This window comes from Bradyrhizobium sp. Gha (assembly GCF_900113735.1).
Classification (GTDB): domain Bacteria; phylum Pseudomonadota; class Alphaproteobacteria; order Rhizobiales; family Xanthobacteraceae; genus Bradyrhizobium.
Window position 1 is genome coordinate 238,650 of the sequence record NZ_FOQM01000003.1, and the last position, 25,519, is coordinate 264,168.

The following is a 25,519-nucleotide window of genomic DNA, read 5'->3' on the forward strand; positions in this document are numbered from 1 at the left end:
CGCCGCCTCTCTACTTGCAGCCGCAGGCGCGGATGGACAGCGAGATCATCGGATTCGAAGCGCTGCTGCGCCGGAACCATCGACGCGCGGCTTATGCAGGGCTATCTCATCGCCCGCCCCGACCGATCGAACATTATTTCGATTTGATCGGCCTCAACGTCGAACGCCGCCGCTACGCCTAAACACCTTGTGAGTTCCGATCGCGTCGTCCGATAGGAACCAATGCGCCTCTGCGCATTTCCCAAAAGTTAACGCAGGTTAAGCGATGGGCGCGCAAAAAATGTTTTGCACAACCGCCATCGGCGTGACGCAAATCAGGGTAATAAGATCTGGAATTGCGAGGGAGGGTCTCATGGAGAACGTACGTCGCTACCGCGCGCTGGCGTCCCTCTGTCGCCAGCAGGCGGCCTATCGGCCGCTCCAGAACTGGCAGCTGCTCGGTCAGGCCGAACATTTCGAACATCTCGCCGAGATCGCATTGAAGGCGCATTTCGACGCGTGCAATGCGCAACCCGAAGAGGACGCCACCGGCGGCGCGGCATGGGAACATCCCGCTGCGGCCTGAGGGTGCTTTCGTCATGGCTCGAAAGAATTCCCCTGCGGCGGCCCGCCGCACGACCTTTGCCAAGAATTAATCGCGTGGACGGGACGTCGTAAGGTGACGATCTCCATGTTGGGTGCAAGGCGACTTACCCAAACATGGAGATTTCGACATGACCGATCGCGAGAATTCCGACACCACCAGGACCCGTAGAATCCTGAAGCCCCGCCGGCTTGCGCTGCTCGGCACCGTGGCCGCGCTTGGCATGGCCGTGCTGGTTGCTTCTCCCGCGTCAACGCCGTTCGGCGTGAGTTCCCTGATTTCGCCGGCGCAGGCGGCTGACAGCGCAGCGACGCCGCCCGGCTTCGCCGACCTCGTCAGCAAGGTCAAGCCGGCCGTCATCTCCGTGCGGGTGAAGATCGACCGCGACAACGACAAGAGCGCGATGCTGCAACAGAACCGGATGGATCAGGACGAGGATTCTCCGTTCGAGCAGTTCGGCTTCCGCTTCCCGGGTGGGATGAATGGCATGCCGCACCAGCATCATCAGGTGATCACGGGCGAGGGCTCCGGCTTCTTCATCTCCGCAGACGGCTATGCCGTGACCAATAACCACGTCGTCGACCACGCCGAGTCGGTGCAGGTGACGACGGACGATGGCACGATTTACACCGCGAAGGTGGTCGGCACCGACCCGAAGACCGATCTCGCGTTGATCAAGGTCGAGGGCAAGACGAACTTCCCGTTCGTGAAATTCTCCGATCAGAAGCCGCGGATCGGCGACTGGGTGGTCGCTGTCGGCAATCCCTTCGGTCTCGGCGGCACCGTGACGGCCGGCATCGTCTCGGCCAACGGCCGCGATATCGGCAACGGTCCTTACGACGACTTCATCCAGATCGATGCGCCGATCAACAAGGGCAATTCCGGCGGTCCGGCCTTCGACATGAACGGCAATGTGATCGGCGTGAACACTGCGATCTATTCGCCGTCGGGCGGCTCGGTCGGCATCGGCTTCGATATTCCGTCCGCGACTGCAAAGCTTGTCGTCGCGCAGCTGAAGGACAAGGGTTCAGTGACCCGCGGCTGGCTCGGCGTGCAGGTGCAGCCGGTGACCGCGGAGATCGCCGACAGCCTCGGCCTCAAGGCGGCGCGCGGCGCGATCGTCGACAACCCGCAGGATGGCAGCCCGGCGGCGAAGGCGGGCATCGAGGCGGGCGACGTCATCACCGCCGTCAACGGCACGGCGATCAAGGACTCCCGCGATCTCGCGCGCACCATCGCCGGGTTGGCGCCGGGCACATCGGTGAAGCTCGACGTCATCCACAAGGGCGACAGCAAGACCGTGACCCTTGCGCTTGGCGAGCTGCCGAATGAACGGCAGGCCAAAGCCGACGAGGGCAAAACGCAGCAGGCGCCCGGCACGCCGCGCCTCGGCCTCAGCCTGGCGCCGGCCGGCGAGGTTCAGGGCGCAGGCCAGAAGGGCGTCGTGGTCACCGAGGTCGATCCGGAGGGACCGGCGGCACAGCATGGCATCCAGACCGGCGACGTCATTCTCAATGTCGGCGGCAAGGCGGTCGCCAATGTCGGCGACGTTCGCTCCGAGTTGGCGCAGGCCAAATCATCGGGCAAGAAAACCGTGCTGTTGCAGGTGAAGAACGCGGAGGCGACCCGCTTCGTCGCAGTGCCGCTCGCATAGTCTCGCGCTCGCGACGGCAAAGTCAAAAGGCGGCCTGTGGGCCGCCTTTTTCGTGCGCGCCCGCGAGATACCCACAGGGCATCGATAACATTCTCGTTAACGGCAGCAATGGTGACCGGTTCGCCCGAAAAAGCCGCGTTCGCAAGTCAGACTTTCGGAATAGTGTGTTGTGCTTCGGCTGCAATGAAGCCGCCGAGGTGAATTGCAAGAGTGAAACGTCACGTCCGGCTGTTTTGTGGAACCGACCGGCGGTTCGCATTTGATCGGTGCCGACATGGATCGATTGAAGCTCTCGCTGAAGCTTGCGCTGCTCGTAGCGCCGCTTGTGCTGTGGACTGGAAGCGCCTTGGGGCGCGATGACGGCCGCTTCACCGACTCGCCGCTCAAGCCCTGGTTCGACAGCCTGCGCAGCCATCTTGGTCCGTGCTGCTCCGATGCCGACGGCGTTGCCGTGGCCGATCCCGACTGGGAATCCCACAATGGGCACTATCGAGTCCGCCTCGACGGGGAGTGGGTGGAGGTGCCCGACGAAGCCGTGATCACCGAGCCGAACCGCGCCGGCCGCACCATGGTCTGGCCGGTCAAGACGGTTTTCGGTGTTTCGATCCGCTGCTTCATGCCCGGCAGCATGATCTGACGCCGCCAGCGTCATCGCTTGCTGGACTTGCGCTTCGAGCTCTTCCTGGTCGTCTTTCTCTTGGTCGCCTTCTTGGACGTCTTCTTTTTCTTGGACGTCTTCCGCTTCGATGCCTTCTTCGGGACCTTCTTGCCCTTCGCGCGCGCTTCCGACAGACCGATTGCGATCGCCTGCTTGCGGCTCTTCACGCGTCCGCCGCGACCGCCCGGTCCGCTCTTGGCGGTCCCCTTCTTGTAGCGGCGCATCTCGCGCTCGACGTCGCTGCCGGCACTGCGTGAGTAGCGGCGCTTCTTTGCCTTGCGTGCCATCAACTCTCTCCCTTGGCCCAGGGAAAGAACCGTATTGCTGACGCAACGTTCCAAGGGCGCCGGCAGCGCTTCAGAACGAGTTCGCGAGCTCGATCTCCGCCTCCAGCACCTGGATGCGGCGCGCGGCTTCGGCAAAAGACAGAGCGCGATCGTACTGGGCTGGCTGGTAGGCCTCTTCGCTGAGCCGTTTCAGCCGCAGCCCCTGCGCCCGGGTCATCTGCTCCGTGAGAAAAGCCTTGGCCTGATATTGACCGTGAACTTGCATGTCCGCTCTCCATCTCGAAATCGTGGCTTGACTATATGTTCTTATTTTGTTCTAACAAGCCATGGACAACCGAATCAATGAAATTCGACGCAAAATCAGGGCCTTCAGGCTTGAGATGGCCGATATCGAGGCGACCGTGCGCGATCTCGTCAATCGCGACCGAGACTGCACCGAACGGGTTCAGGCGCAGATGGATCTGCGCCGGAAAATCACTCTGCTGATCGCCGAATGGAAAGCCGCAGGCGGCGGCGAGGTGTTGCCCGACATCCGTGACCGGGCGCGCCTTGGTCCGCCGAAGAGCGAGAGCAAAGCGGCAAGCGTGGCTGCGCGGCGCTGAAGCAGACGACGCATGTGGTGGATGGAGGCTTGTGGTGGAGGAAGGCCCGGACACCTACCGGATTCTGAAACTGCGCGCCGAGATCCTCGAATTGGGCTCCGCGATCCGGCAGTTGCAGCGCGAGGGCCTCGATGATGCTGCGGCCCAGATCCTGATCATGCGCAAGCGGGCCCAGCTTGATCATCTCGTCAAGACAGCCTCCGCGGGCGGCTCCCTTAACATCACTGACATCCGACGCAGCTAAAGCGGTCGCGTAACGCGACATGCTGGAGCTCGTCCATGCCGCATGCCGACATGACCGCCGCGCTGCAGGCGGTGCTCGATGAAGTCTGCGCGGACATTCCCCCGTGGGATACGACGCTGCGCGAGCGCGTCGCCGCGAGATTGCGTGCAGTCGCGCGCGAGCACAATTGCTCTCTTGAGGATTTGAAACAGGCCGCCCGGCACGCTCTGACCCGCCCGCCGACGATGTGGCGTTAAGGGGAATTCCGGCCGGAAAGCCCCGCGTCACCGCGGGGCTTCTATTGCGGCGCTTACTTGCTCATGCCGTTCTGGGGCTTGGTCATGCTGCCGCCCTGGTCGCTGCCGGGGCCGGCGCCACCCTGGCCGGACGCGTCGGGAGCAACGTTCTTCTTCATGTTTGCTCCCGTCGTGGTCTGCGACATCGAGGAATGGTGCTTCTTGTGCGACTTGGCCTGCGCGGCGAACGGCGCGGCGGCGAGGCCGGTGGCCAGCATCACGGCAAGAGCGAGCTTGGTCGTCTTCATGTGAAGGAACTCCCTGGGTTGAATTGACGCAGGCAGCCAACCGCTTGCGGTCGCAGGAGTTCCGAACAAAGTGTCAAGATTGCTTGTCTTCGCTCAGGATGAATACAATTCCCGTCAGCGCTGCGCCAATCGCAAACGTCGTCACGAACGTCGCGGCGAAGACGAAGACAGCCGAGCTACCGCCCTGGTTCAGCAACTCGGCGACCGCAGGATTGGCCAGAATGAGCGCGAGCGTGAAGGCAAGACCGAGTGCCGCGCCCATCATCGCGTGCGTCATCAACTTGATGATGCCGGTGGAAGAGATCAGGCCTGAGGATTTTTTTGCGCGCATGGCTCTGCCGCTCGATCTGGCATGGAAACGCGAGTCGCGATCGCGGGTTCCGTCCGCATGAAAGAATTGTCATGACCCGTTTTCATGCGGCGTTCATCCCGGCCTTGCGAAGATGGATCGGCGTCAACACGGGAACATCTGAGATGGGTAAAGTGGTCTTTCTCTATCGCTCGTTGGCCTACCGTAACGCGGCGGCCGACATGCTGCGCAAGGCCCGCAAGCTGCCGCGCGGTCCCGAGCGCAGCGCGGCCCTCCGTTATGCGACGGCCTTGCGCGATCTTGCGCAGACGGAAGCCTGGCTCGAGGGACGCGTCGCCGACGAGCCGCGGCCGATGTCCCGATTGAAACTCGCGGCGTCGCGTTAACCCGAGGCGCGCTGAAGCTCCAGAGAGTCGCTGGCCTCAAACTTGTCCAGCGCTTCCGATGTTGCCGCGCTCTTGCGCGTCAACGGAACATCGAGGCGGCACAACAGGCCCTCCGAACGCCAATCAAATTGCGCCTGTCCGCCGAGCTGGGATTCCACGCTGGCCAGCAGGCTTCTCGTTCCGAAGCCACGCGCTTTCGGCGCTCTGACCAGGGGACCGCCGGTTTCTTCCCAGGTCAAGGTGAGGAGATCGTTCTCGGCCTGCCAGCCGATCGTGAGCCGTCCCGACCGTGTCGAGAGCGCGCCATACTTCGCCGAATTGGTGAAGAGCTCGTGCAGCGCCAGCGCAAGTGTCTGCGCCGTCGCCGGCAGCAATTGCACCTCCGGGCCCGCAAACTTGATCTGTCCGCTCAGCGAGTAGGGTGCAAGCTCTTCCTCGATCAGCCTCGAGAGCTCGGCGCCCCGCCAGCTGGACAGCGACAGGATGGTGTGCACGCGCGCGAGCGCGTTGATGCGGCCCTCGACCGCGTTGACATAAGCCTTGACCTCGTCGGCGCGGGTCAGGCGCACGATCGACTGTGCGAGCGCGAGTGCGTTCTTGGCGCGATGATCGACTTCACGCGCCAGCAGGTTCTGCCGCTCCTCGGCGCGCTTGCGTTCGGTGATGTCGACCGTGACGCCGCTCACCCGCACGACGCGGCCGTTGGGATCAACGGTGGCGGCCGCCGTGCCGACGCACCAGCGCACCTCGCCATCCGGCCGGCGGATACGAAACTCACCTTCATAGGCGTGAGAGCCGGTGTTGAAGGCGGCAATGGCCCGGCTGAACTGGTCGGCGTCGTCGGGATGCAGCAGTGCCTGGACGTTGGCCGAGGTGACGTTGAAGGTCTCCGGCGTCACGCCGAAAATGCGGTACTGGCCCTCGTCCCACATCCAGTCGCCGTTGATCCAATCCCAATCCCAGGATCCCATCTTGCCGGCAGCGATCGCCATGCTGCGACGCTCTTCGCTCTCGCGCAGCTTTGCGGTGGAATTCTCGAGCTCGGCCGTGCGGGCGCGGACGCGATCCTCGAGGTCCTGGTTCAGCCGTTCGAGCTCGCGCGTCTTGCGGTACAGCTCGGCAAACACCTTGACCTTGGCACGCAGCACCTCCGGTATGACGGGCACCGGCACGTAGTCGACCGCACCCATCTCGTAGCCGCGCAAGCGGTCGATGTCGCTGACTTGAATCGCCGAGATGAAGATCATCGCGGTCTTCTGGAAGCGCGGATGCTCGCGGATCATCGCGGCGAGCTCGAAGCCATCGAGCTCGGGCATGCAGACGTCGACCAGGATCACCGCGATCTCGGTCTTGAGCAGCACCTCCAGCGCCTCGCGGCCTGACGAGGCGATCACGAGGTTCTCGCCGAGTTCCTTCAGGATCACCTCGTAAGCAAGCAGCTTGGCCGGCTGGTCGTCGACGAGGAGGATATTGACCTTTTCATGGTCCATTCGCGGATCCCACTCAGCGATGCAGCCACATGCGGATTGCAAGCAGCAATTGATCGGTATTGACGGGCTTTGCCAGATAGTCCGAGGCGCCGGCCTCGAGGCATTTCTCGCGGTCGCCCTTCATCGCCTTCGCCGTCAGCGCGATGATCGGCAGGCGCAGCAAGGCCGGGTTCTCCCGGATCACGCCGATGGTCTGATAGCCATCCATCTGCGGCATCATGATGTCCATGAGCACGATGGCGATTTCCGGGTTGGATTCGACCAGCGTCACCGCCTCGCGGCCGGTGGTCGCCGTCAGCACTTTCATGCCGCGCCGCTCCAGCACGCTCGATAGCGCGAAGATGTTGCGGGCATCGTCGTCGACGAGCAGTGCCGTCTTGCCGATCAGATCCTCGTCGGAACTGTTCAGCTTCTCCAGCATGCGCTGCTTCTCGACCGGCAGCTCCGTGATGACGCGATGCAGGAACAACGCAGTCTCGTCGAGCAGGCGCTCGGGCGATTCCACGCCCTTGACCACGATGCTGCGCGCCATGGTGTGGAGTTCGGCATCCTCCTCCGCGGAAAGCTCACGGCCGGTGAACACCACCACGGGAACGTTCGACAGCGCATCGTCGCGGCGGATCTGGTCCAGCACCTCGAAGCCGCTCATGTCGGGCAGCCTGAGATCGAGCACCACGCAATCGCAGGGCACCTCGCGCAGCGTCGAGAGCGCGCCGGCACCGGTGTCGGTGGTGACGATCTCGATGTCGTCGTGATGCAGCAGCTCCCGGATCGACAGCTGCTCGGCTTCATTGTCCTCGACGATCAGGAGCCGCTTGCGCCTGGGACGCGCATATTCCTTGATCTGGGTCAGCGCTGCGGCAACGCCCTCGGTCGTCGTCGGCTTGTTGACGAAGGAGAACGCGCCGCGGGCCAGCGCATGCTGGCGGTCCTCGTCCAGGGTAATGATCTGCACGGGAATGTGGCGCGTCAGCGGGTTGTGCTTGAGCTGGCTCAGCACCGTCCAGCCGAGCATGTCGGGCAGGAACACGTCCAGCGAAACGGCGCTCGGCTGGTATTGCTTGGCAAGCTCGAGCGCTTCGGCGCCGCGCGCGGCCACGAGCACCTTGAACCCCTTGTCGCGCGCAAGATCCACCAGGATGCGGGCATAGTGCGGATCGTCCTCGACGATCAGGAGGATGCTGTCGCCGGGTTCGAGATTGAGCCGGTCGTCGGGTAGCTGCTCGATGACGCGTTCGGGCGCAGCGGCGATCGGCTGAAGCGCCGGCGTCTGATTGTATTGCTGCGCCGGCGTCGCGCGGGACGCCAATGTCGGGCCCGAATATTTCAGCGGCAGATACAGCGTGAAGGTCGAGCCTTTGCCCGGGAAGCTGCGCAGATGGATCTCGCCGCCGAGCAGGCTCGCGAGCTCGCGGCTGATGGCAAGGCCGAGACCGGTGCCGCCGTATTTGCGGCTGGTGCCGGCATCCGCCTGCTGGAACGCCTCGAAGATCAGCTTTTGCTTCTCCGGCGGAATGCCGATCCCGGTATCGGAGACCTCGAAGGCGATGACGGCCGCCGCGGCGTTCAGCACCGGATGATCCGTGCTCCAGCCGCCGAGCGCGCCGGCGACCTTCAGCCGTACCTCGCCTTCGGCGGTGAACTTGAAGGCGTTGGAGAGCAGGTTCTTCAACACCTGCTGCAAGCGCTTGGAGTCGGTGACGATGCTGCGCGCGAGGTTCGGATCGACGTCGATCTTGAACGAGAGATTGCGGTTCTCCGCCTCATGGCGGAACGGCCGCCCGACCGTCTCGAGCAGGTTCGTCGTGAGGATTTCCTCGGCGTCGACGGTCACCGTGCCGGATTCGATCTTGGAGAGATCGAGAATGTCGCTGATGAGGTTGAGGAGATCGGTGCCGGCGCCATGGATGGTGCGGGCGAATTCGACCTGCTTGGCGGAGAGGTTGCCGTCCGGATTGTCGGTGAGCTGCTGGCCGAGGATCAGGATCGAGTTCAGCGGCGTGCGCAGCTCGTGGCTCATATTGGCCAGGAATTCCGACTTGTACTTCGAGGTCAGGGCGAGCTCGGTCGCCTTTTCCTCGAGCGCGCGGCGGGCCTGCTCGATTTCCTGATTCTTGCGCTCGACCTCGACGTTACGCTCGGCGAGCTGCTGGGCCTTCTGCTCGAGCTGGTCGTTGGTCTGCTGCAATTCGCGCTGCTGCGTCTGCAGCTCGCCGGCGAGTTGCTGCGACTGCTTGAGCAGGCCCTCGGTCTGCATCGTCGCTTCGATCGAATTGAGCACGATGCCGATGGAGTCCGTCAGCTGCTCCAGGAACGTCATCTGCGAGGTCGTGAACGAGGTGAGCGAGGCGAGCTCGATCACCGCCTTGACCTGGCCTTCGAACAGCACAGGCAGCACCACGAGGTTCTTCGGCGCGACGCGGAGCAGCGCCGAATTGATCGGCACCACGTCGGCGGGAATGTCGGCGACCACGCGGGGACGCCGGTCGACCGCGCACTGGCCGATCAGGCCATCGCCGAACGGCACCACGCGCGGATAGGGATAAATGCCGTCCCCGGCATAGGAGGCGAGCAGCAGCAGCCGCGGATTGTCCTCGCTCTCGACCTGGTAGATCACGCCGGTATGCGCGTTCACCAATGGCGACAGCTCGGTCAGCAGCAGCCGGCCGACGGTGGTCAGATCGCGTTGGCCCTGCAGCATGTTGGTGAATTTCGCGAGGTTGGTCTTCAGCCAATCCTGCTCGGTGTTCAGCTCCGTCGTCAGACGGAGGTTCGTGATCATCGTGTTGATGTTGTCTTTCAGCTCGGCAACTTCGCCGCGGGCGTCGACCTGAATAGACCGCGTCAAGTCGCCCTTGGTCACGGCGGTCGCCACTTCCGCGATCGCGCGCACCTGCGAGGTGAGGTTGGCTGCCAGCAGGTTGACGTTGCCGGTCAGGTCTTTCCAGGTGCCGGCCGCGCCGGGCACGTCGGCCTGACCGCCCAATCGACCTTCGACGCCGACCTCGCGCGCCACCGAGCTCACCTGATCGGCGAAGGTCGCGAGCGTCTCGGTCATGTTGTTGATGGTATCGGCAAGCGCTGCGACTTCGCCCTTCGACTTCACGGTGAGATTTTGCTTCAAATCACCGTTGGCAACGGCGGTCACCACCTTGACGATGCCGCGGACCTGCTCGGTCAGGTTCGCCGCCATGAAGTTGACGGTGTCAGTGAGATCCTTCCAGGTGCCGGCCACTCCGGGCACCTGCGCCTGACCCCCGAGCTCGCCTTCGGTGCCGACTTCGCGCGCCACGCGGGTGACTTCACCGGCAAAGGCGTTGAGCTGGTCGACCATGGTGTTGATCGTGTTTTTCAGCTCGAGGATCTCGCCCTTCACGTCCACGGTGATCTTGCGCGACAAGTCGCCGCGCGCCACGGCAGTGGTGACTTCGGCGATATTGCGGACCTGCGTGGTGAGGTTTGCGGCGAGCAGGTTGACGTTGTCGGTGAGGTCCTTCCAGGTGCCGCCGACGCCGGGCACCACGGCCTGACCGCCGAGCCGGCCTTCGGTGCCGACCTCGCGCGCGACGCGCGTCACTTCGGCGGCGAAGGAGCGGAGCTGCTCCACCATGGTGTTGAGGGTGTCCTTGAGCAGCAGGATTTCGCCGCGCACGTCCACCGTGATCTTCTTCGACAAATCGCCGCCGGCGATCGCCGTCGCGACCTCGGCGATGTTGCGGACCTGGGCCGTCAGGTTGGAGGCCATGAAGTTGACGTTGTCGGTGAGGTCCTTCCAGGTGCCGGCAACGCCTGGCACTTCGGCCTGGCCACCGAGCTTGCCTTCGGTGCCGACCTCGCGTGCGACGCGCGTGACTTCGCCGGCAAACCCGTTGAGCTGGTCCACCATGGTGTTGATGGTGTTTTTCAGCTCGAGGATTTCGCCCTTCACGTCGACGGTGATCTTGCGCGACAAGTCGCCGCGCGCCACGGCTGTCGTCACCTCGGCGATGTTGCGGACCTGCGCGGTGAGGTTGCCGGCCATCGAATTCACGGAATCCGTCAGATCCTTCCAGGTGCCGGCGACGCCGGGCACGTTGGCTTGGCCCCCCAAACGGCCTTCGGTGCCGACCTCGCGCGCGACGCGCGTCACCTCGCCGGCGAAGCGGTTGAGCTGGTCGACCATCGTGTTGAGGGTGTCCTTCAGCTGAAGGATCTCGCCGCGCACGTCCACCGTGATCTTGCGCGAGAGGTCGCCGCCGGCGATCGCGGTCGCGACCTCGGCGATGTTGCGGACCTGGGCCGTGAGGTTGCCCGCCATCGAGTTCACGTTGTCGGTGAGATCCTTCCAGGTGCCGGCGACGCCCGTCACCTGGGCCTGACCGCCGAGCTTGCCTTCGGTGCCGACCTCGCGCGCGACGCGGGTGACTTCGCCGGCGAAGGCGTTGAGCTGGTCCACCATCGTGTTGAGCGTTTCCTTCAGCTGAAGGATTTCGCCCGATACGTTCACCGTGATCTTCTTGGACAGATCGCCCTTGGCGACGGCAGTGGCGACCTCGGCGATGTTGCGGACCTGACCGGTCAGGTTCGAGGCCATCGAGTTGACGGAGTCGGTCAGGTCCTTCCAGGTGCCGGCGACGCCGCGCACCTGGGCCTGACCACCGAGCTTGCCTTCGGTGCCGACCTCCCGCGCGACGCGCGTGACTTCGCCGGCGAAGGCGTTGAGCTGGTCCACCATCGTGTTGATGGTGTCTTTCAGCTCCAGAATTTCGCCGCGCACGTCCACGGTGATCTTCTTGGACAAATCGCCGCCGGCGACGGCCGTCGTCACCTCGGCGATGTTGCGAACCTGAGCGGTCAGGTTCGACGCCATCGAGTTCACGCTCTCCGTGAGATCCTTCCAGGTGCCGGCAACGCCGAGCACGTTGGCCTGGCCACCCAATCGTCCCTCGGTGCCGACCTCGCGGGCGACACGCGTGACTTCGCCGGCAAACGCGTTGAGCTGGTCCACGCAGGTGTTGAGCGTCTCCTTCAGCTGAAGGATCTCGCCCGACACGTTCACGGTGATCTTCTTCGACAAGTCGCCGCCCGCGATCGCCGTGGCGACGTCGGCGATGTTGCGGACCTGCGCCGTCAGGTTCGACGCCATGAAGTTGACGTTGTCGGTGAGGTCCTTCCAGGTACCGGCGACGCCCGGCACCTGCGCCTGGCCGCCGAGCTTGCCTTCGGTGCCGACCTCGCGCGCCACGCGCGTCACCTCGGAGGCGAAGGAGTTGAGCTGGTCCACCATGGTGTTGATGGTGTCCTTCAGCTCGAGGATTTCGCCGCGCACGTCGACCGTGATCTTGCGGGACAAGTCGCCGCGCGCCACGGCGGTGGTCACGTTGGCGATGTTGCGGACCTGTGCGGTCAAGTTACCGCACATCGCGTTGACGGAATCGGTGAGGTCCTTCCATGTGCCGGCGACACCTGGCACGATGGCTTGACCGCCGAGCTTGCCGTCGGTGCCGACTTCGCGCGCCACGCGCGTCACTTCGGATGCAAAGGAGCGCAGCTGGTCCACCATCGTGTTGATGGCTTCCTTGAGCTGAAGGATCTCGCCGCGGACGTCGACCGTGATCTTCTTGGAGAGGTCGCCGTTGGCGACCGCGATCGTCACCTCGGCGATGTTGCGAACCTGGTTGGTCAGGTTGTTCGCCATGGAGTTGACGCTCTCGGTCAAGTCCTTCCAGACGCCGGTCACCTCAGGCACCTGGGCCTGCCCGCCGAGCTTGCCCTCGGTGCCGACCTCGCGCGCCACGCGCGTCACCTCGGAGGTGAACACGCCGAGCTGCTTGATCATCGTGTTGACGATGGTTGCCGATTGCAGGAATTCACCGCGCAGCGGGCGGCCCTCGACGTCGAGCTTGACGGTCTGGATCAGGTCGCCCTGTGCCACGGCCGCGACCGCGCGCGTCACCTCGCGGGTCGGCCACAACAGATCGTCGATCAGCGTGTTGACGGAGCCTTCCATGTCGGCCCAGGAGCCGCTGGCGAGCCCGAACTTCACGCGCTGCCGGGTCTTGCCTTCGCGTCCGACCACCTGGCCGACCAGCTCCAGCTGCTGCGCCATGCGCTGGTTGGCCGCGATGATTTCGTTGAAAGTGTCGGCAATCTTGCCGTCGATGCCGAGATAATCGCCGCTCATGCGCACCGAAAAATCGCCGCTGCGCATCGCCTGAAGCGCGAGCAGCAGTTCGGCTCGGGAATCCGGCTCCGAGGTGCCGTTGGGCTTGGCTTTTGGGACGCGACGACCGGAGCGTGATGTTGTTCCGGGATCGAGGTCGCTCATACTAATTTCCCCCGCAGGCATCGGCCGAATCCATGGCGTGACGCGACTGTTCAAAATAGAGCGTCAGCCAAATTCGAAATCAAGCGCCACGGTTGTGACGCCAGGAATTGGAACTCGCCGTGCTCAGCCCGGCTAAAGTAACCGCGAAGGTTCCCGAGAGTTCCAATGGATTGCGTAAAAATTCCCATCCCTTAACCGAGGCTAATCTTGTTCCAATTCCGAAACTCCCGGGACAGTGGCCAGGAACGCCCGCACGGGCCGCGCGGTTAGCTCGCAAACACAGGGAGAGCTCAAATGAAAGCCGGACTGGCCGTTCTCATCGCCGTACTGTTCGCCGCCGGGTCGGCGCTCGCCCAGACCGGGGCGCCAAGCGGGCGCGGGGCCGTGACCGGCGATCCGGCCGCCAGCTCCGCCACCCCGTCAGCGGACTCGCCAACGACGGGTACCGCCCGGTCGAACCCCAGCGGTAGCGGCACGCCGACCTCCGGCGGTAAGGATGCAAATGGCGACGCCGGCCGGGACAGAATGCCTGACAGCAATCGCAACGTGAGGCCGATGAATCCGCAGCCTCATCCGGAGGACAACAAGTAAGGCCGCTATTTGTCGGCCATCGTGCGCTCGGCATCCTTCAGCTGGGAGCGGAGCGTCGGGAGCTGGTCGCGCGCGAACGCTGCAAGGGCTGAATTGTCGGCGACCTTCAAATAGCGTTCGAGCAGGTTGATGACGGATTCATATTCGGGGATCTGCGCCGCATAGAAACTTCGGACATAAGCCGGTCCCTCCGTGTCATCCGGCTTGGCGATGCCGACGCCGGCTGCTTTTGTCTTGCTGACGCGCGGTTCGGTCCCGATGGCGTCCTGAATCTCCTTCAATGCCTTGTCACGCTTGGCCGCTTCATCGGCGCGGAGCGCGGCGAGATTCTTGACCTCGGCATTGCCTTTCAGATCGGTGCTCTCCAGCAGGCCTTGCTGGAAGCGACTGAATGCGTAGAGGCCGCTGATGACATCACTCGCATCCGGCGCGCGATCGCCGCGGACTTGCTCGCCGGTGCTGTCGGCAAGCGCCGCGGTGCTGATGAAGGCCAGGACAACAGCCACAAATATCCGCATGCAGACCAATGACCGATGCTGCGCCAAGTTCCGGCGGACGTTACGATCCCGTAACGGCGGTTGCGGGGCCGGGGTTCAGTACCCACGTCTTGTCGATGAAACAGTCTGACATCTTCAGGGATAATGCCGAGAATTGCCTGCAACTGGCCGAGCGCTCGGAAGGGAAGCCCGCCTATCGGCGCTATTTGCGCATGGCGGACGCCTGGACGGCTTTGGCAAAGGAGCAGGATTGGCTCGATGGCGAAGTTCCGCCCGTCAAGGTCGGCATCCGAAGCCAGAGTGCCTGACCACTCTCTTTTTTTCGCGAATCTGCGTGTGAGGCCGCTCACGGAATGAGCGGCACCGATCTACAATCATCAGGGAACAGTCGATCGCCTGATTTTTCATTCCAGAAGGAGGTTTTGCGATGGCTCCGCGTCTGGCACTTCTTTCACTCATCCTGGCCTTTGGTGTCTCGGTCGCGTTTGCGGCGGTGACGACAGTTCGCCAGGTGCATCACGAAAATGCATCCGTTGCGGTGCATTCGGCCCATAGTTAGCGCCCCGCATCTCTCGCGCTTCCCTCGGAACATTCGACGCGTCGAAGCGTAGGCGCTTCGAACTATCGGAAGAAGCGAGAGGACATCATGGCACATTCCGACCAGGGCATCGTCAAGGACAAGCGCGCGGAGGAGCAGCCGCGCGACAAGCGGCGCGCGCAGGCCGTGCACAAGACGGACCAAAAGGGATCGCCGTCGCGTGAGGCGACGCGCGATCCCAAGCTCAACGACGACAGCAAGACACCGGGCTCCGGCATGACGTCGGACGATTCCGGAGCGGCGCCGAGCGGCTGATTAGGCGAGGAACCATTCCTCTGACGAGGAGTCGACAGATTGCTTCCGGTGACATGCCCCCGGTGCCCCGGAAGCAGTCTCCAAGAGCGGCTCTGGCACCCCCCGTGCCAGGGCCGTTTTGCATGGTGACAGCGTGTCTGGATCAGTCTTCCGTGCCGGCCTCAGTGTGTCCGTCAGGGCCTCGGCCGAATACGCCGAAGCTGCTCGACTTCAGGCCGGCCCCTGCATCGACACCCACGGCGGCAAGACCGGATCTGAGCAGTTCGCGGACCGCTGCCGCTCGCGTCGGCATGCGGTGCCTGAATCGGAAGTCGTCAATGGCGGACAGTTCTTCCGGCGAGAGCATGACCTGAAGCCGCTCGGCGCGAAGGTCGTTCATGGTCAATCACATAAATTGAGCAGATTGAGTAGCTTGCTCAACGAATGACTTTGATGCGAGTTCCGCAACAGTCCCAAGATTCGTCAAATGAGTAATAATCTCAAGCAAGATCAATAGCTTATTGTTGGAACCATGGGGGCATTGGCGCATTCTCCAGGAAAGGGAGATAGGCCATGACAGACGAAGTCAGGTTGCCCCGCAAGCTTTCCGATGAGTCCGAAGCATCAAAGCCGGTGCGTCCCAGTCACCAGAAGGTCATCGATCAGGTCGAGCGCTGGGCCAACAGCCCTGGCCTGCAGCCACCGAGGAAGGACGATGCGAAAGCGATCTGAGCCGCACACGTTCGAACAGCAACTCGACGCACAGAGGCTGCGGCTCGAGAAGGAGCTGTCGGGCCTGTCGGAGGGCAGTGAGCGCGATGCCGTTGCCGCACGTATCGAGCAGCTTCAGATTGCTGCGGCGATGTACGATTTTTTGATGCCGCGGGACGAGGCTGCCACGTCTCACTGAGTGCGCTCTGAGCGTTCCGCCTGCACCGTGGGAGAAGTGATGCGGAGCTTTCGCCTCAATAACCATGCGGAGACCGAGACGACCGCCCAGGCCAGGATGGCGGCCACGAATGCCCCGATCACGCTGGCCGCAACCAGAGCGTAGAAGGTCGCGGCGAACGCCACAAGACCAATGCTCCCCAAGCCGGCACCCGCAGCGTCGAGAGCTGCGGCCTGCTGCCCGCGCCTTCGTCCCGAGAGACCCGCCTTCTCCTTGGCCTGGCGCTCGTGGCTTTCGATCAGCGTCGCACTGGCGCAGAAGATGGCAGGGAGCGCGAGAAAGAGCCCGCCGACGGCGAGGCCATAGCGTGCGGTCACGGCGCCTGCGAAAACCGTCGCCAATCCGCCGAGCAGGAAGCGGATGCCGTACTCGTACCAACGCGTTTGCTTCAGGGCCGACGATGATAGTTTGACCAGCATCAGGCGTTGCCCCCGAGGCCCGCGAGCAGGCCGAAGGCGACCGCAAGCCACACGATGGAGGCGATGATGGTGGCAGGCAGAGCCGCGAAACGACACCTCATCAGGAGTTGGCAGACCGCAAGGCTGTAGCAGGCGAGGGCTATTGCCCCATAGATCATGGTCCAGCTTTCCGCCGCAGCATGTCGCGGGCCGTGTTGGACGACGGCAATGCTCAGCGTGGCCAGCGCAACTGACGGCGCCGCGGCGAGGAGGCCGGCAAAGCTCTTGGGCCGCAACATGTCGCCGAGGATTGCGAAGGCCGACACGATCATGCCGCCGGCGATGAAGCGCAGGAGATACTCGCTCATCGCCGAGCCCGCGACGCCATGCGTGATCGGCCGAGCGTAAGCGGGCGTAGAATTCTCTCGATGGCGATGCCCAAGCTAAAGCCGGCCAGCACATCGCTCGCCCAATGCGCAAGCAGGACCACGCGCGTCAGCGAGAGCCCCACGGCGAGAGCGCGAACCATCCGCCGCAGCCCTGTCGGAAGCAGGCCAGCAGCGGAGGCGAGGGCGCCCATGTGGACGGCGTGGCCGGACGGAAATGCATCTCGCGATCGCCCCGATAAGGGAACGCCTCGGCAATGGCCCAGAGCCGTCAGCCGATCCGGCCGCGTCTGATCGAACACCGACTTCAGCACATGCGGCAGCGCGGCCGTCACCAGCGACACCAGCAAGATGTGATTTGCGGTCGGACGCTGCCTGGGCTCGCGCAGCTGGGCATAGACCCATCCAGCCAGGGCAAGCCCTATCAGAACATGCTCATCGGCTCCCCAGGTCAGCGCCTCGGCTGCATGCTCCAGTCTCGCGTTTGTGTGGTTCGCGATCTGCGTGGCGATCGCATTATCCGCGCGTGTCGGTGTTACCGTGAAGAGTGCCATTGATCCAATGTGAACGAGCTATCATCATGACAGTTGCGTTACGCTCGTGTGACAACGGATACTCCGGCCCACCGGTTCCCTTATGGCTGCCCGGATCCACCGGCTGCGCCATACACCTGTCCCGTCGCGTAGCTCGCATCGGCGGCCGCGAGCTGCACGTAAATCGAAGCGAGTTCGGCAGGCTGGCCGGGGCGGCCGAGCGGCGTCATGCCGCCGAACTTTTCGAGCTTCTCCATCGTGGCGCCGCCTGACACCTGCAGCGGCGTCCAGATCGGTCCTGGGGCTACGCCATTGACGCGAATGCCCTTGGACGCGAGCTGCTTGGCCAGCGACTTCACGTAATTCATGGTCGCGGCCTTGGTCTGCGCATAGTCGTAGAGATCAGGTGAGGGGTCATAAGCCTGCTCGGATGTCGTGCCGACGATGCATGATCCGGGCTTGAGATGCGGCAGCGCCGCCTTGATGATCCAGAATGGCGCATAGATGTTGGTTTTCATGGTCGCGTCGAAATCTTCCGACGAGACCTCGAGGACGGAAGCGCGCGTCTGCTGCCGTGCCGCGTTGTTGACGATGATATCGAGCCCGCCGAGGCCCTGCACGGCGCGCTCGACCAACGTCTTGCAGAAAGCTTCGTCCTTGAGGTCGCCGGGAATCGCAAGCCCGGTGCGTCCCTCCTTCTTGATCAGCGCGATCACCTGCTGGGCGTCCGGCTCCTCCGCGGGCAGATAGTTGATGGCGACGTCGGCGCCTTCGCGCGCATACGCGATCGCAGCAGCGCGGCCCATGCCGGAATCGCCGCCGGTGATCAGCGCCTTGCGGCCGGAAAGGCGGCCAGAGCCCTTGTAGCTGGTCTCGCCGTGGTCGGGCGGCGGCTCCATCTTGCCGGCGAGACCGGGCCACGGCTGCGACTGCTTCTTGAACGGCGGCTTCGGATAGCGGGTGAGGGGATCGATCAGGTCGTGTGCGGCCATGTCAGTACTTCCTTTTCGCCAGCGAGCGTGATGCTCGCGGCCCAGACGACCTGCCGGCGGGATATTGAGTCTTGTCCAAAGGCAGGGAGGACGCCGGTGCAGCCGGCGTCCTCGTGCGAGGTTTACTTCGACTGACCGACGCTCGGCGCCTTGCCGAGTTCCTTGGCCATGTCGAGATGGTGCTTGAGCGTCGGCAGGGTCTTGCCGGCCCAGTCCTTCAGCGCGGAATTGTCACCGCCCTTGGCGTAGCGATCGAACAGCGAGACCGCGTCCTCGTGTGCGCTGACCTGGTAGGAATTGTAGTCCGAGCTGAAATCCTTGCCCGAGGCGCTCTTGAGCTTGTCGAGCTTGCTCTGGTGCGAGCTGTCGAGCGCCGTCGGCAACGTGGCTTGCACCTTGCCATCATTGACGAGGCCCTTGAGCTCGCTGCTGGTCTTGGTGTGGTCAGTGACCATCTGTTGCGCGAAGGTTTTCTCCTGCGCGTTGCCCTTCTGCTCGGCGAGCTTGCTCGATTCGATCTCGAACATGTCGCTGATGGCGACTTCCTTGACGAAGTCAGCGGTGGCGGGCGCTACTCCCAGCGCGGAGTTGACGCCGGTCTTCTCACCGAGCGACTGGGCGAGGGCTGGGGTTGCGAGCAGCACGCAGGCGGCGACGATGATGGATCGTTTCACGGGCGGACCCTCCGGATTGAGGCGCGGCCATCAGGGCCGCGCGATGTTGCGCCGACCAACACCGGCTTGAGGAGGAGGTTCCTATCAGCTAATCGGCCGGGTTCCTGCCGGTACGTGGATTGATCGGATCGGTGGCCTTCCGGCGCAGCCGTTCCGGCAGGAACGGTTCGGCGGGGGTCGCCGTCGCTTCGGCGCGTACATCCGCATGGTGCTGCGCCTGCTCATGCGAAGTGCGGTTGTCGTTGATCTGCCGCTTCACGTCGAGGCCGCCGACCGGGTCATTCACGCCGTGCCGGGTGTCACGAAAATCGCTCATGGTTCACCTCGTCCTTAGGACATCACGGGCTTCTTTGCTGAAATCAAGAACGGCGCGTTCCCGGCGATGTTCCTGTTTGGTCGCAGATGCCTTCAGGAACGATCACCCGTTCGAGCCCGTTGATCCATACATTGTCCGAGTTGGAGAATCGAAATGTTGAATCAAGGTGAGCTGGACCGCAGCGAGATGGGCCGGTTGATCGGCAGCGACAAGGTCGAGGGAACGTCGGTCTACGGCGCCGATCGCAACAAGATCGGTTCAATCGAACGTGTGATGATCGACAAGGTCAGCGGCAGGGTATCGTACGCCGTGCTCGGCTTCGGCGGATTTCTGGGCCTCGGCAACGACCATTATCCCCTGCCGTGGCAATCGCTGAAATACGACACCGAGCTCGGCGGCTATGTCACGGGCATCACTGCCAAGTCCCTCGAAGGCGCCCCCAAATATGCCGAGAGCAGCGATTGGAACTGGGGCGACGATGCTGCGCTGCGCGGGATCAACGCCTATTACGGCGTTCCCGTCGCTTGAACGTTTCTGCAGAAAGGGACATCGATGAGCAAGGAACGGCCCACTGACGATCCCCGGGATCGGACTGACTGGGGTTCGCACAGGCAGACCGACACGCCCTGGAAGGGCACTCCGGAGAAAGAACAGGGATCGGACAAGGTAAAGCCCGATCTCGAGAAGTGGCAGGAATCGAACACGCACTGAGAGGGGCGCGGGATTGGTGACGCGCGGCACCCCCGGTGACGCGCTTCTTTTTTGCGCAATGCAATCACGAATAGCGGCGTGGCGCGCAAGGCGCGGAACCATGCTTCCATGCTGCGGTTAGGCCTCCCGGCGGCGCATGGCCAGGCCGTTTGCCGAAAAAGTCCGATCGAGGTGCTCGCAGTGGATGCTCGAACCCGGGAGCGTGGGCCGTCCGCGGAGCAACCGCAGAAGGTCGAAGCTCCGAAGAACTCGCCTGAATCAAAGCAGCCGACCAGGGAGCAATCGGGCAAGGCGGACAAGACGCCGTCGCTGCGCGACCGGCTTGCCGCGCACTGGCTGCTCGCAACCGTCGGCGCCATCGTGCTGATCGCAGCCTTGGTCGGCGCTCTGCTCTATTGGCTGGATGTCCGCCATTATGAATCGACCGACGACGCGTTCGTCGCCGCGCGCAGCTTTTCCGTGGCCTCGAAGATCGGCGGCTACGTGACCGACATTCCGGTCACGGACAACCAGCACGTCAGCGCCGGCGATCTCCTCGCCAAGATCGACGAGCGCGATTACCGCATCGCCGTCGATCAGGCCGCCGCGCAGGTCGAGGTTTCCAAGGCGAACATTGCCAATGTCGAGGCGCAAATCGATTCCCAAAAGGAGCAGATCAAGCAGGCGCAGGCCCAGCTCGAACAGGCCCAGGCCCAGCTCCAATTCTCGCAGGAGGAATCCGCACGCGCCCAGGATCTGGTCGAGAAGGGCGCGGGCACCGTGCAGCGCCAGCAGCAGACCCGCTCCGATCTGCAGGCCCAGCAGGCCAACACCGAGCGCGCCAAGACAGCGGTGCTGGCGGCGCAGGTCGGCATCAAGACGCTGCAAGCCCAGCTCGAAGGGGCCAAGGCGCAGCTCGAGCAGTCGCAGGCGCAGCTCGATCAGGCCAGGCTGAACCTGCAATACACCAGCGTCGTCGCCGCGCAGTCCGGCCGCGTCGTCAAGCTCTCCGGCGCCAAGGGCACCTTCGTCACGGCAGGACAGAGCCTGATGATGTTCGTGCCTGACGAGCTCTGGATCGTCGCCAACTACAAGGAAACCCAGCTCGCCGACATGCGGCCCGGCCAGCCGGTCGAGATCCGCATCGATGCCTATCCCGCACGCAAGCTGACCGGCCATGTGGATTCCGTGCAGCCTGGCTCTGGCACCGCCTTCAGCCTGCTGCCGGCCGAGAACGCCACCGGCAATTACGTCAAGGTGGTGCAGCGCGTGCCGGTGAAGATCGTGGTCGACAACTGGCCGGCCGATCTGCCCGTTGGTCCCGGCATGTCGGTCGTGCCCTGGACCAGGGTGCGATGACGGACGCGACGCAGGACGGCGCTTCCGCCGGAGGCTGGTCGCCGGAACGCTCGGCGGCGGGTGGGCACAATCCTTATCTCATTGCCTTCGTGGTCTCGATCGCGACCTTCATGGAGGTGCTCGACACCACCATCGCCAACGTCGCGCTGCGCCACATCGCCGGTGGTCTTGCGGTCGGCATCGACGAGAGCACCTACGTCATCACCAGCTATCTCGTCGCCAACGCCATCGTGCTGTCGATCTCCGGCTGGCTGTCGACCGTGATCGGCCGCAAGCGCTTCTACATGATCTGCGTGGCGACGTTTTCGGTGGCGTCGCTGCTGTGCGGCTTCGCCTGGAATCTGGAGGCGCTGGTGCTGTTCCGGATTCTCCAGGGGCTCGGCGGCGGGGGCATGGCCACCAGCGAGCAGGCGATCCTCGCCGACTCCTTTCCGCCGCAGAAGCGTGGACAGGCCTTTGCGATCTACGGCGTCGCCGTGGTCGTCGCGCCGGTGATCGGCCCGACGCTCGGCGGCTGGATCACCGATACCTACAGCTGGCACTGGGTGTTCCTGATCAACGTGCCGATGGGGCTGCTCTCGCTGTTCCTGGTCGGCACGCTGGTCAGGGAGCCGTCCGGCGCAGAAGAGGAGCGGCAGGAACTGCTGAGCAAGGGCCTGCGCGTCGACTATGTCGGCTTCGCACTGGTCGCGATCGGGCTCGGCTCGCTCGAATTCGTGCTCGACGAAGGCCAGCGCAACGACTGGTTCGGCTCGAACATGATCATCGTTTTCGCGGTGCTGTCGGCCGTGTCGCTGCTCGCGCTGATCCCATGGGAGCTGACGCGTGAGGATCCAATCGTAGACCTCCGTCTGCTCGGCCGCCGCCAGTTCGCCGCCTGCTTCCTGGTCATGCTCGCCACTGGCGCGGTGCTGATCTCGACAACCCAGCTTCTGCCGCAGTTGCTCCAGACCGAGTTGAACTACACGGCCATGCTGGCCGGACTCGCCTTGTCGCCGGGCGGGATCGCGACCTTGATATTGATGCCGGTGGTGGGCCGCCTCGTCGGCTCGGTGCAGCCGAAATATCTGATCATGTTCGGCGCCGCCATCGTTGCGCTGTCGATGTGGCATCTGACCGGAATCAATGGCGACATCACCTACGGCTACGCGGCGCTGTCGCGCATCTTCCTCGCGCTGGGTCTGCCCTTCCTGTTCCTGCCGGTGACGACGGCGTCCTATGACGGTGTGCCGCCGGACAAGACCAACCAGGCCTCGGCGCTGATCAACGTCGCCCGCAACATCGGCGGGTCCATGGGTGTCGCGCTGGCGCAGACGGTGTTGGCGCAGCGCCAGCAATTCCATCAGAGCCGGCTGATCGAGCACGCCGCGCCGTCCGATCTCGGTTACCAGCAGACCATCGATGCGATGACGCGGTACTTCCAGGCTCAGGGCTCGAATGCGAGTGATGCTGCTTCGCAAGCGGTGGCCTGGGTCGGCAAAACCTTGCAGCAGCAGGTCGACTTCCTCGCTTATATCGACGTGTTCTGGACGCTCGCCATCATCGCGGTGCTGATGATCCCGACGGCCGCCGTGCTGCGCCCGATCGATCTCGGCGCACCGTCGCGGGGGCATTGAGGGACAGTATTGCGTTAGCGCGAATGGAGCTCCGGGGCACACTGCGCTCCCTCCCGCCTTGCGGGGGAGGGCGGGGGAGAGGGGTGGCCCAGGAAAAGGCATGAAACGATTTTACGGGCTGCCATCAACAACAGGCGCGCGTTGTCGGCACTAACGTCGAGAGAGTCCCCGTGGAATACCCCTCTCCCTAACCCTCCCCCGCAAGGGGGGAGGGAACGCAGCTGTGCGAGTGGAGAGGGCGAGTTCGCCTTATCCGGAATACATCGCCGCCATCGTCGAAGGCGGCAGTGGCCTCCGGCGGCATGGCCGATGGGCGCAGCCTCGTCGCGGCGCTGTCGCTGGGTGCATCAGGCATGAACATGGGCACGCGTTTCATCGCGGCCAGGGAAGCGCCCGTCCATCAGAACGTGAAGAACGCGCTGGTGGCGGCGACCGAGCTCGACACCCGCCTGATCATGCGGGCGCTGCGCAATACCGAGCGCGTATTGAAGAACGCCAATGTCGATCGCCTGCTCGAGATCGAGCATGCCAGGGGTGACAAGCTCACGATCGATGACATCCACGACTAGGTCGCGGGCGTCTATCCCAAGATCATGCTGGAGGGGCAGATGGATGCCGGCGCCTGGAGCTGCGGCATGGTCGCAGGCCTGATCCACGATATCCCGTCCTGCAAGGAACTGGTCGATCGCATCATGGGCGAGGCGGAACAAATCATCCGTAGCAGGCTGATCGGGTTCCTGGATGGGACAGGTGCGACGCGAAAGGTCGCCTGACGCCGCCAAACTTCTTAACCACGGCGGCAATTGAGCGCTGGAATTAGGCGCGGCCCCTCCTAAATAGGAGCAAATTGCTCCTTCACGATCAATTTCGGGAGGCCTCCGTGGTCCTGAAAAGCGTTCCCGTTGCGGTCGCCATTGCGCTCGTGCTTGCGGTGGGCGGTATCGCGCGCGCTGACGACTACAAGCCCGACGAATATTTTGGTCTCGATCTCTCCAAGGCCGTCCTGTCGCCGAAGCGGCTCGGGCCGGAGACGCAATTCGCGCCTGTTGCGCTCGAGGCGAAGGGCGGCAACGAAGCACAGGCCCATGCCCAGCCCGTCGACGTGCCGAAGAAGGTTGCGGCCGAACGCGTGCACGTGTCGGAGCCGAAGGTCGCTCGCACCAAGAGCACTCAGCCGCGCGGCGCAGCGCGCACCAGGCTCGCGCACCGCCACGGCAACCCGCTGGACGCGCAGGCGATGGACACGCGCATCCAGACCTGGCCGTGCCGTTCCGGCGGCATCTGCAACTGGAAGCGCTAGACGCATTGTTTTGCTCAACCTCGTCCCGCTTGCGGCAGGGCAATCGCATTTGAAGTTTGAATCAGGTCGCCATGCCCGGGCTTGTCCCGGGCATCCACGTTCTACGTGCAGGGCAGCAGGTCGTGGATGGCCGGGACAAGCCCGGCCATGACGGTGGGGAGGCATCGTGCCCCCAACGCTAACCCGATCTTGATTGGCCGTCACATGCCTGTCGCGCTATGATGCTCGTTCCCGCCACCTCTTTTCCATCATCGAAGAGTCTGCTCACGCGGCATCGCCGCGTGCATCCGGCCGCTGAAATACCTCAGGAGCCTGTTCCATGGACCATCTGAAAACACAGGGCATCAGCATGCCCAAGCTCGGCCTCGGCACCTTCCGCATGCAGGGTGATACCTGCCGCGAAGCGGTGGAGACCGCGCTGTCGATCGGTTATCGCCACATCGACACCGCCGAAATGTACGCCAACGAGGATGCCATCGGCGCCGCGCTCGCGACGGCGTCCGTGCCGCGTGACGAGCTGCACGTCACGACCAAGGTCTGGCACGAGAATCTGACGCCGGATGCGATCCGCCGCGCCTTCGATGCGAGCCTGAACAAGCTAAGGCTCGATCACGTCGACCTCTATCTCGTGCATTGGCCCTCGAAGTCGGCGAACTGGGGCGCGGTGTTCGAGACCCTGATGAAGCTGAAGGACGAGGGGCGCACCCGCGCCATCGGCGTTGCCAATTTTACCACGGCGCTGCTCAAGATCGCCGTCGAGGACGTCAAGGCGCCGATCGCCTGCAATCAGATCGAATATCATGCGATGTTGGATCAATCGAAGGTGCTGGCTTATCTCGGTGCGAAGTCGATCCCGCTTGTCGCCTATTGCCCACTTGCCCAAGGGCGTTTTGCCTCGGACCCGGTGCTTGCCGAAATCGGCGCGAAGCACAATGCGAGCGCCGCGCAGGTCGCGCTGAAATGGCTGCTCGACCAGGATGGCGTCGCCGCGATCCCGAAGGCGTCACGCCGCGAGAGCCAGCAGGCCAATCTGGATGCGCTGAAGATCAAGCTCGATGATGCCGACCGCAACAAGATCGCAGCGCTCCCGAAGGACAGGCGCTGCGTCAATCCGGGCTTCGCGCCGGCCTGGGATTAGGGCTCTCTACCCTCTCCCCGTGTGGGAGAGGGTGGCTTTGCGAAGCAAAGCCGGGTGGGTGAGGGGTCTCTATCCATCCGGACAGCGTTTCGAATGGAAAGAACCCCTCATCCGGCGCTTCGCGCCACCTTCTCCCACACCCAGGAGCGCACGTGGCAGAATCAACACGCGGATGAAGCGGTGGCATGGCCGGACTCATACCTG

The 25,519-nt window shown here is 63.7% G+C and carries 34 protein-coding genes and 1 pseudogene; 21 read left to right on the forward strand and 14 right to left on the reverse strand.

Annotated elements, in window-relative coordinates; translation table 11 throughout:
- The first annotated feature begins 32 nt into the window (after positions 1-32).
- The 4 genes from BM222_RS40895 (at position 33) to BM222_RS06805 (ending at position 2,874) form a co-directional block, all read left to right on the forward strand.
- Positions 33-182 (forward strand): hypothetical protein, encoded by a 150-nt coding sequence (locus tag BM222_RS40895; RefSeq protein WP_177243045.1) that lies wholly within the window; start codon positions 33-35, stop codon positions 180-182.
- Between the two features lie 170 nt (positions 183-352).
- Positions 353-565, forward strand: coding sequence for a hypothetical protein (locus BM222_RS06795; protein WP_092227512.1), 213 nt, complete (start codon positions 353-355; stop codon positions 563-565).
- 148 nt (positions 566-713) lie between these two features.
- Positions 714-2,237, forward strand: coding sequence for a Do family serine endopeptidase (locus BM222_RS06800; RefSeq protein WP_092227513.1), 1,524 nt, complete (start codon positions 714-716; stop codon positions 2,235-2,237).
- Between the two features lie 274 nt (positions 2,238-2,511).
- Positions 2,512-2,874: a hypothetical protein gene (locus BM222_RS06805; protein ID WP_092227750.1), complete on the forward strand. Its 363-nt coding sequence runs from the start codon at positions 2,512-2,514 to the stop codon at positions 2,872-2,874.
- 11 nt (positions 2,875-2,885) lie between these two features.
- Here the strand turns inward: BM222_RS06805 and BM222_RS06810 are convergent, their stop codons facing one another.
- Complete coding sequence (locus BM222_RS06810) at positions 2,886-3,182, reverse strand: DUF6496 domain-containing protein (RefSeq protein ID WP_092227514.1); 297 nt, start codon at positions 3,180-3,182, stop codon at positions 2,886-2,888.
- 70 nt (positions 3,183-3,252) lie between these two features.
- Complete coding sequence (locus tag BM222_RS06815; protein ID WP_092227515.1) at positions 3,253-3,447, reverse strand: DUF3072 domain-containing protein; 195 nt, start codon at positions 3,445-3,447, stop codon at positions 3,253-3,255.
- Between the two features lie 115 nt (positions 3,448-3,562).
- Here BM222_RS06815 and BM222_RS06820 point away from each other — a divergent pair, with 115 nt between their 5' ends.
- From BM222_RS06820 to BM222_RS06830, 3 genes are read left to right on the forward strand one after another with little or no spacing between them, the layout of a single operon-like run.
- A complete protein-coding gene (locus BM222_RS06820) occupies positions 3,563-3,784 on the forward strand; it encodes a hypothetical protein (protein WP_092227751.1) in 222 nt (73 codons plus the stop codon).
- A gap of 34 nt (positions 3,785-3,818) precedes the next feature.
- A complete protein-coding gene (locus BM222_RS06825) occupies positions 3,819-4,028 on the forward strand; it encodes a hypothetical protein (protein WP_092227516.1) in 210 nt (69 codons plus the stop codon).
- Between the two features lie 35 nt (positions 4,029-4,063).
- Positions 4,064-4,264, forward strand: a complete 201-nt coding sequence (locus tag BM222_RS06830; protein ID WP_092227517.1) for a hypothetical protein — start codon at positions 4,064-4,066, stop codon at positions 4,262-4,264.
- A 53-nt stretch (positions 4,265-4,317) separates the two neighbouring features.
- Here the strand turns inward: BM222_RS06830 and BM222_RS06835 are convergent, their stop codons facing one another.
- Together BM222_RS06835 and BM222_RS06840 are read right to left on the reverse strand one after the other, a co-directional pair.
- Positions 4,318-4,551, reverse strand: coding sequence for a hypothetical protein (locus BM222_RS06835; protein WP_092227518.1), 234 nt, complete (start codon positions 4,549-4,551; stop codon positions 4,318-4,320).
- Positions 4,552-4,624: 73 nt separating this feature from the next.
- On the reverse strand, positions 4,625-4,882 hold the full coding sequence (locus BM222_RS06840) for a hypothetical protein (RefSeq protein WP_092227519.1): 258 nt from the start codon (positions 4,880-4,882) through the stop codon (positions 4,625-4,627).
- A 71-nt stretch (positions 4,883-4,953) separates the two neighbouring features.
- On the opposite strand from BM222_RS06840, the gene BM222_RS06845 reads away from it, so the two are divergent.
- Positions 4,954-5,247: a hypothetical protein gene (locus tag BM222_RS06845; RefSeq protein WP_244547024.1), complete on the forward strand. Its 294-nt coding sequence runs from the start codon at positions 4,954-4,956 to the stop codon at positions 5,245-5,247.
- On the opposite strand, the gene BM222_RS06850 is transcribed toward BM222_RS06845, so the two are convergent.
- Both BM222_RS06850 and BM222_RS06855 read right to left on the reverse strand, forming a co-directional pair.
- Complete coding sequence (locus BM222_RS06850; RefSeq protein WP_092227520.1) at positions 5,244-6,737, reverse strand: HWE histidine kinase domain-containing protein; 1,494 nt, start codon at positions 6,735-6,737, stop codon at positions 5,244-5,246. The two genes, BM222_RS06845 and BM222_RS06850, sit on opposite strands and share 4 nt — an antisense overlap.
- A 13-nt stretch (positions 6,738-6,750) precedes the next feature.
- Positions 6,751-13,044: a HAMP domain-containing protein gene (locus tag BM222_RS06855; RefSeq protein WP_092227521.1), complete on the reverse strand. Its 6,294-nt coding sequence runs from the start codon at positions 13,042-13,044 to the stop codon at positions 6,751-6,753.
- Between the two features lie 294 nt (positions 13,045-13,338).
- Here BM222_RS06855 and BM222_RS06860 point away from each other — a divergent pair, with 294 nt between their 5' ends.
- The gene (locus BM222_RS06860) at positions 13,339-13,635 is read left to right on the forward strand and encodes a hypothetical protein (protein WP_092227522.1); all 297 of its coding nucleotides are present in this window, start codon (positions 13,339-13,341) and stop codon (positions 13,633-13,635) included.
- Positions 13,636-13,640: 5 nt separating this feature from the next.
- Here the strand turns inward: BM222_RS06860 and BM222_RS06865 are convergent, their stop codons facing one another.
- Positions 13,641-14,153, reverse strand: a complete 513-nt coding sequence (locus BM222_RS06865; RefSeq protein WP_092227523.1) for a DUF4142 domain-containing protein — start codon at positions 14,151-14,153, stop codon at positions 13,641-13,643.
- Positions 14,154-14,161: 8 nt separating this feature from the next.
- On the opposite strand from BM222_RS06865, the gene BM222_RS06870 reads away from it, so the two are divergent.
- The 3 genes from BM222_RS06870 to BM222_RS06875 all read left to right on the forward strand — a co-directional run bounded on the left by BM222_RS06870 (position 14,162) and on the right by BM222_RS06875 (position 14,985).
- Positions 14,162-14,440: a hypothetical protein gene (locus BM222_RS06870; RefSeq protein ID WP_502690872.1), complete on the forward strand. Its 279-nt coding sequence runs from the start codon at positions 14,162-14,164 to the stop codon at positions 14,438-14,440.
- A gap of 119 nt (positions 14,441-14,559) precedes the next feature.
- On the forward strand, positions 14,560-14,691 hold the full coding sequence (locus BM222_RS42795) for a hypothetical protein (protein WP_283810223.1): 132 nt from the start codon (positions 14,560-14,562) through the stop codon (positions 14,689-14,691).
- Positions 14,692-14,778: 87 nt separating this feature from the next.
- Positions 14,779-14,985: a hypothetical protein gene (locus tag BM222_RS06875; RefSeq protein ID WP_092227525.1), complete on the forward strand. Its 207-nt coding sequence runs from the start codon at positions 14,779-14,781 to the stop codon at positions 14,983-14,985.
- Positions 14,986-15,127: 142 nt separating this feature from the next.
- Here the strand turns inward: BM222_RS06875 and BM222_RS06880 are convergent, their stop codons facing one another.
- Positions 15,128-15,364 (reverse strand): hypothetical protein, encoded by a 237-nt coding sequence (locus BM222_RS06880; RefSeq protein ID WP_092227526.1) that lies wholly within the window; start codon positions 15,362-15,364, stop codon positions 15,128-15,130.
- A gap of 173 nt (positions 15,365-15,537) precedes the next feature.
- On the opposite strand from BM222_RS06880, the gene BM222_RS40900 reads away from it, so the two are divergent.
- Positions 15,538-15,696 carry a hypothetical protein gene (locus BM222_RS40900; RefSeq protein WP_177243046.1) on the forward strand — a complete coding sequence of 53 codons (159 nt, stop codon included), beginning with the start codon at positions 15,538-15,540 and terminating at the stop codon, positions 15,694-15,696.
- Positions 15,680-15,874: a hypothetical protein gene (locus BM222_RS06885; protein WP_092227527.1), complete on the forward strand. Its 195-nt coding sequence runs from the start codon at positions 15,680-15,682 to the stop codon at positions 15,872-15,874. The genes BM222_RS40900 and BM222_RS06885 overlap by 17 nt, the downstream gene beginning before the upstream one ends.
- Here BM222_RS06885 and BM222_RS06890 read toward each other — a convergent pair.
- From BM222_RS06890 to BM222_RS06915, 6 genes are all read right to left on the reverse strand, one after another.
- Positions 15,868-16,332: a DUF3147 family protein gene (locus tag BM222_RS06890; RefSeq protein ID WP_092227528.1), complete on the reverse strand. Its 465-nt coding sequence runs from the start codon at positions 16,330-16,332 to the stop codon at positions 15,868-15,870. The two genes, BM222_RS06885 and BM222_RS06890, sit on opposite strands and share 7 nt — an antisense overlap.
- Positions 16,332-16,679, reverse strand: a complete 348-nt coding sequence (locus tag BM222_RS06895; protein ID WP_092227529.1) for a DUF3147 family protein — start codon at positions 16,677-16,679, stop codon at positions 16,332-16,334. The genes BM222_RS06890 and BM222_RS06895 overlap by 1 nt, the downstream gene beginning before the upstream one ends.
- Positions 16,676-17,251, reverse strand: a complete 576-nt coding sequence (locus tag BM222_RS06900) for a phosphatase PAP2 family protein (protein WP_092227530.1) — start codon at positions 17,249-17,251, stop codon at positions 16,676-16,678. Before BM222_RS06900 ends, BM222_RS06895 begins: the two co-directional genes overlap by 4 nt.
- Positions 17,252-17,331: 80 nt before the next feature.
- The gene (locus BM222_RS06905) at positions 17,332-18,222 is read right to left on the reverse strand and encodes an SDR family oxidoreductase (protein WP_092227531.1); all 891 of its coding nucleotides are present in this window, start codon (positions 18,220-18,222) and stop codon (positions 17,332-17,334) included.
- 122 nt (positions 18,223-18,344) lie between these two features.
- Entirely contained in the window at positions 18,345-18,896 is a 552-nt protein-coding gene (locus tag BM222_RS06910) for a DUF4142 domain-containing protein (RefSeq protein ID WP_092227532.1), read from the reverse strand.
- Positions 18,897-18,984: 88 nt separating this feature from the next.
- Complete coding sequence (locus BM222_RS06915; protein ID WP_092227533.1) at positions 18,985-19,212, reverse strand: hypothetical protein; 228 nt, start codon at positions 19,210-19,212, stop codon at positions 18,985-18,987.
- A 153-nt stretch (positions 19,213-19,365) separates the two neighbouring features.
- On the opposite strand from BM222_RS06915, the gene BM222_RS06920 reads away from it, so the two are divergent.
- The 7 genes and pseudogenes from BM222_RS06920 to BM222_RS06945 all read left to right on the forward strand — a co-directional run bounded on the left by BM222_RS06920 (position 19,366) and on the right by BM222_RS06945 (position 25,315).
- On the forward strand, positions 19,366-19,740 hold the full coding sequence (locus tag BM222_RS06920; RefSeq protein ID WP_092227534.1) for a PRC-barrel domain-containing protein: 375 nt from the start codon (positions 19,366-19,368) through the stop codon (positions 19,738-19,740).
- Positions 19,741-19,764: 24 nt separating this feature from the next.
- A complete protein-coding gene (locus BM222_RS40905) occupies positions 19,765-19,923 on the forward strand; it encodes a hypothetical protein (protein WP_177243047.1) in 159 nt (52 codons plus the stop codon).
- Between the two features lie 180 nt (positions 19,924-20,103).
- A complete protein-coding gene (locus tag BM222_RS06925) occupies positions 20,104-21,261 on the forward strand; it encodes an HlyD family secretion protein (protein ID WP_092227753.1) in 1,158 nt (385 codons plus the stop codon).
- Positions 21,258-22,877 carry a DHA2 family efflux MFS transporter permease subunit gene (locus BM222_RS06930; protein WP_092227535.1) on the forward strand — a complete coding sequence of 540 codons (1,620 nt, stop codon included), beginning with the start codon at positions 21,258-21,260 and terminating at the stop codon, positions 22,875-22,877. The genes BM222_RS06925 and BM222_RS06930 overlap by 4 nt, the downstream gene beginning before the upstream one ends.
- Before the next feature lie 287 nt (positions 22,878-23,164).
- Positions 23,165-23,650, forward strand: a pseudogene (locus BM222_RS06935) (NAD(P)H-dependent flavin oxidoreductase); the annotation flags it as partial.
- Positions 23,651-23,757: 107 nt separating this feature from the next.
- The gene (locus BM222_RS06940; protein ID WP_092227536.1) at positions 23,758-24,177 is read left to right on the forward strand and encodes a hypothetical protein; all 420 of its coding nucleotides are present in this window, start codon (positions 23,758-23,760) and stop codon (positions 24,175-24,177) included.
- Between the two features lie 319 nt (positions 24,178-24,496).
- Entirely contained in the window at positions 24,497-25,315 is an 819-nt protein-coding gene (locus tag BM222_RS06945; RefSeq protein ID WP_092227537.1) for an aldo/keto reductase, read from the forward strand.
- Positions 25,316-25,519: the final 204 nt, after the last annotated feature.

Excerpts from the sequence above, each read along its gene's own strand:
- BM222_RS06800 (WP_092227513.1), top strand. The coding sequence starts at position 714 with ATGACCGATCGCGAGAATTCCGACACCACCAGGACCCGTAGAATCCTG.
- BM222_RS06885 (WP_092227527.1), top strand. The coding sequence starts at position 15,680 with ATGCGAAAGCGATCTGAGCCGCACACGTTCGAACAGCAACTCGACGCA.
- BM222_RS06795 (WP_092227512.1), top strand. The coding sequence starts at position 353 with ATGGAGAACGTACGTCGCTACCGCGCGCTGGCGTCCCTCTGTCGCCAG.
- BM222_RS06850 (WP_092227520.1), bottom strand. The coding sequence starts at position 6,737 with ATGGACCATGAAAAGGTCAATATCCTCCTCGTCGACGACCAGCCGGCC.
- BM222_RS40900 (WP_177243046.1), top strand. The coding sequence starts at position 15,538 with ATGACAGACGAAGTCAGGTTGCCCCGCAAGCTTTCCGATGAGTCCGAA.
- BM222_RS06835 (WP_092227518.1), bottom strand. The coding sequence starts at position 4,551 with ATGAAGACGACCAAGCTCGCTCTTGCCGTGATGCTGGCCACCGGCCTC.
- BM222_RS06875 (WP_092227525.1), top strand. The coding sequence starts at position 14,779 with ATGGCACATTCCGACCAGGGCATCGTCAAGGACAAGCGCGCGGAGGAG.
- BM222_RS06840 (WP_092227519.1), bottom strand. The coding sequence starts at position 4,882 with ATGCGCGCAAAAAAATCCTCAGGCCTGATCTCTTCCACCGGCATCATC.
- BM222_RS06915 (WP_092227533.1), bottom strand. The coding sequence starts at position 19,212 with ATGAGCGATTTTCGTGACACCCGGCACGGCGTGAATGACCCGGTCGGC.
- BM222_RS06845 (WP_244547024.1), top strand. The coding sequence starts at position 4,954 with ATGACCCGTTTTCATGCGGCGTTCATCCCGGCCTTGCGAAGATGGATC.
- BM222_RS06870 (WP_502690872.1), top strand. The coding sequence starts at position 14,162 with ATGACCGATGCTGCGCCAAGTTCCGGCGGACGTTACGATCCCGTAACG.
- BM222_RS06865 (WP_092227523.1), bottom strand. The coding sequence starts at position 14,153 with ATGCGGATATTTGTGGCTGTTGTCCTGGCCTTCATCAGCACCGCGGCG.
- BM222_RS06930 (WP_092227535.1), top strand. The coding sequence starts at position 21,258 with ATGACGGACGCGACGCAGGACGGCGCTTCCGCCGGAGGCTGGTCGCCG.
- BM222_RS06880 (WP_092227526.1), bottom strand. The coding sequence starts at position 15,364 with ATGAACGACCTTCGCGCCGAGCGGCTTCAGGTCATGCTCTCGCCGGAA.
- BM222_RS40905 (WP_177243047.1), top strand. The coding sequence starts at position 19,765 with ATGAGCAAGGAACGGCCCACTGACGATCCCCGGGATCGGACTGACTGG.
- BM222_RS40895 (WP_177243045.1), top strand. The coding sequence starts at position 33 with ATGGACAGCGAGATCATCGGATTCGAAGCGCTGCTGCGCCGGAACCAT.
- BM222_RS06895 (WP_092227529.1), bottom strand. The coding sequence starts at position 16,679 with ATGAGCGAGTATCTCCTGCGCTTCATCGCCGGCGGCATGATCGTGTCG.
- BM222_RS06815 (WP_092227515.1), bottom strand. The coding sequence starts at position 3,447 with ATGCAAGTTCACGGTCAATATCAGGCCAAGGCTTTTCTCACGGAGCAG.
- BM222_RS06855 (WP_092227521.1), bottom strand. The coding sequence starts at position 13,044 with ATGAGCGACCTCGATCCCGGAACAACATCACGCTCCGGTCGTCGCGTC.
- BM222_RS06920 (WP_092227534.1), top strand. The coding sequence starts at position 19,366 with ATGTTGAATCAAGGTGAGCTGGACCGCAGCGAGATGGGCCGGTTGATC.
- BM222_RS06830 (WP_092227517.1), top strand. The coding sequence starts at position 4,064 with ATGCCGCATGCCGACATGACCGCCGCGCTGCAGGCGGTGCTCGATGAA.
- BM222_RS06805 (WP_092227750.1), top strand. The coding sequence starts at position 2,512 with ATGGATCGATTGAAGCTCTCGCTGAAGCTTGCGCTGCTCGTAGCGCCG.
- BM222_RS06945 (WP_092227537.1), top strand. The coding sequence starts at position 24,497 with ATGGACCATCTGAAAACACAGGGCATCAGCATGCCCAAGCTCGGCCTC.
- BM222_RS06890 (WP_092227528.1), bottom strand. The coding sequence starts at position 16,332 with ATGCTGGTCAAACTATCATCGTCGGCCCTGAAGCAAACGCGTTGGTAC.
- BM222_RS06820 (WP_092227751.1), top strand. The coding sequence starts at position 3,563 with ATGGCCGATATCGAGGCGACCGTGCGCGATCTCGTCAATCGCGACCGA.
- BM222_RS06810 (WP_092227514.1), bottom strand. The coding sequence starts at position 3,182 with ATGGCACGCAAGGCAAAGAAGCGCCGCTACTCACGCAGTGCCGGCAGC.
- BM222_RS06860 (WP_092227522.1), top strand. The coding sequence starts at position 13,339 with ATGAAAGCCGGACTGGCCGTTCTCATCGCCGTACTGTTCGCCGCCGGG.
- BM222_RS06905 (WP_092227531.1), bottom strand. The coding sequence starts at position 18,222 with ATGGCCGCACACGACCTGATCGATCCCCTCACCCGCTATCCGAAGCCG.
- BM222_RS42795 (WP_283810223.1), top strand. The coding sequence starts at position 14,560 with ATGGCTCCGCGTCTGGCACTTCTTTCACTCATCCTGGCCTTTGGTGTC.
- BM222_RS06900 (WP_092227530.1), bottom strand. The coding sequence starts at position 17,251 with ATGGCACTCTTCACGGTAACACCGACACGCGCGGATAATGCGATCGCC.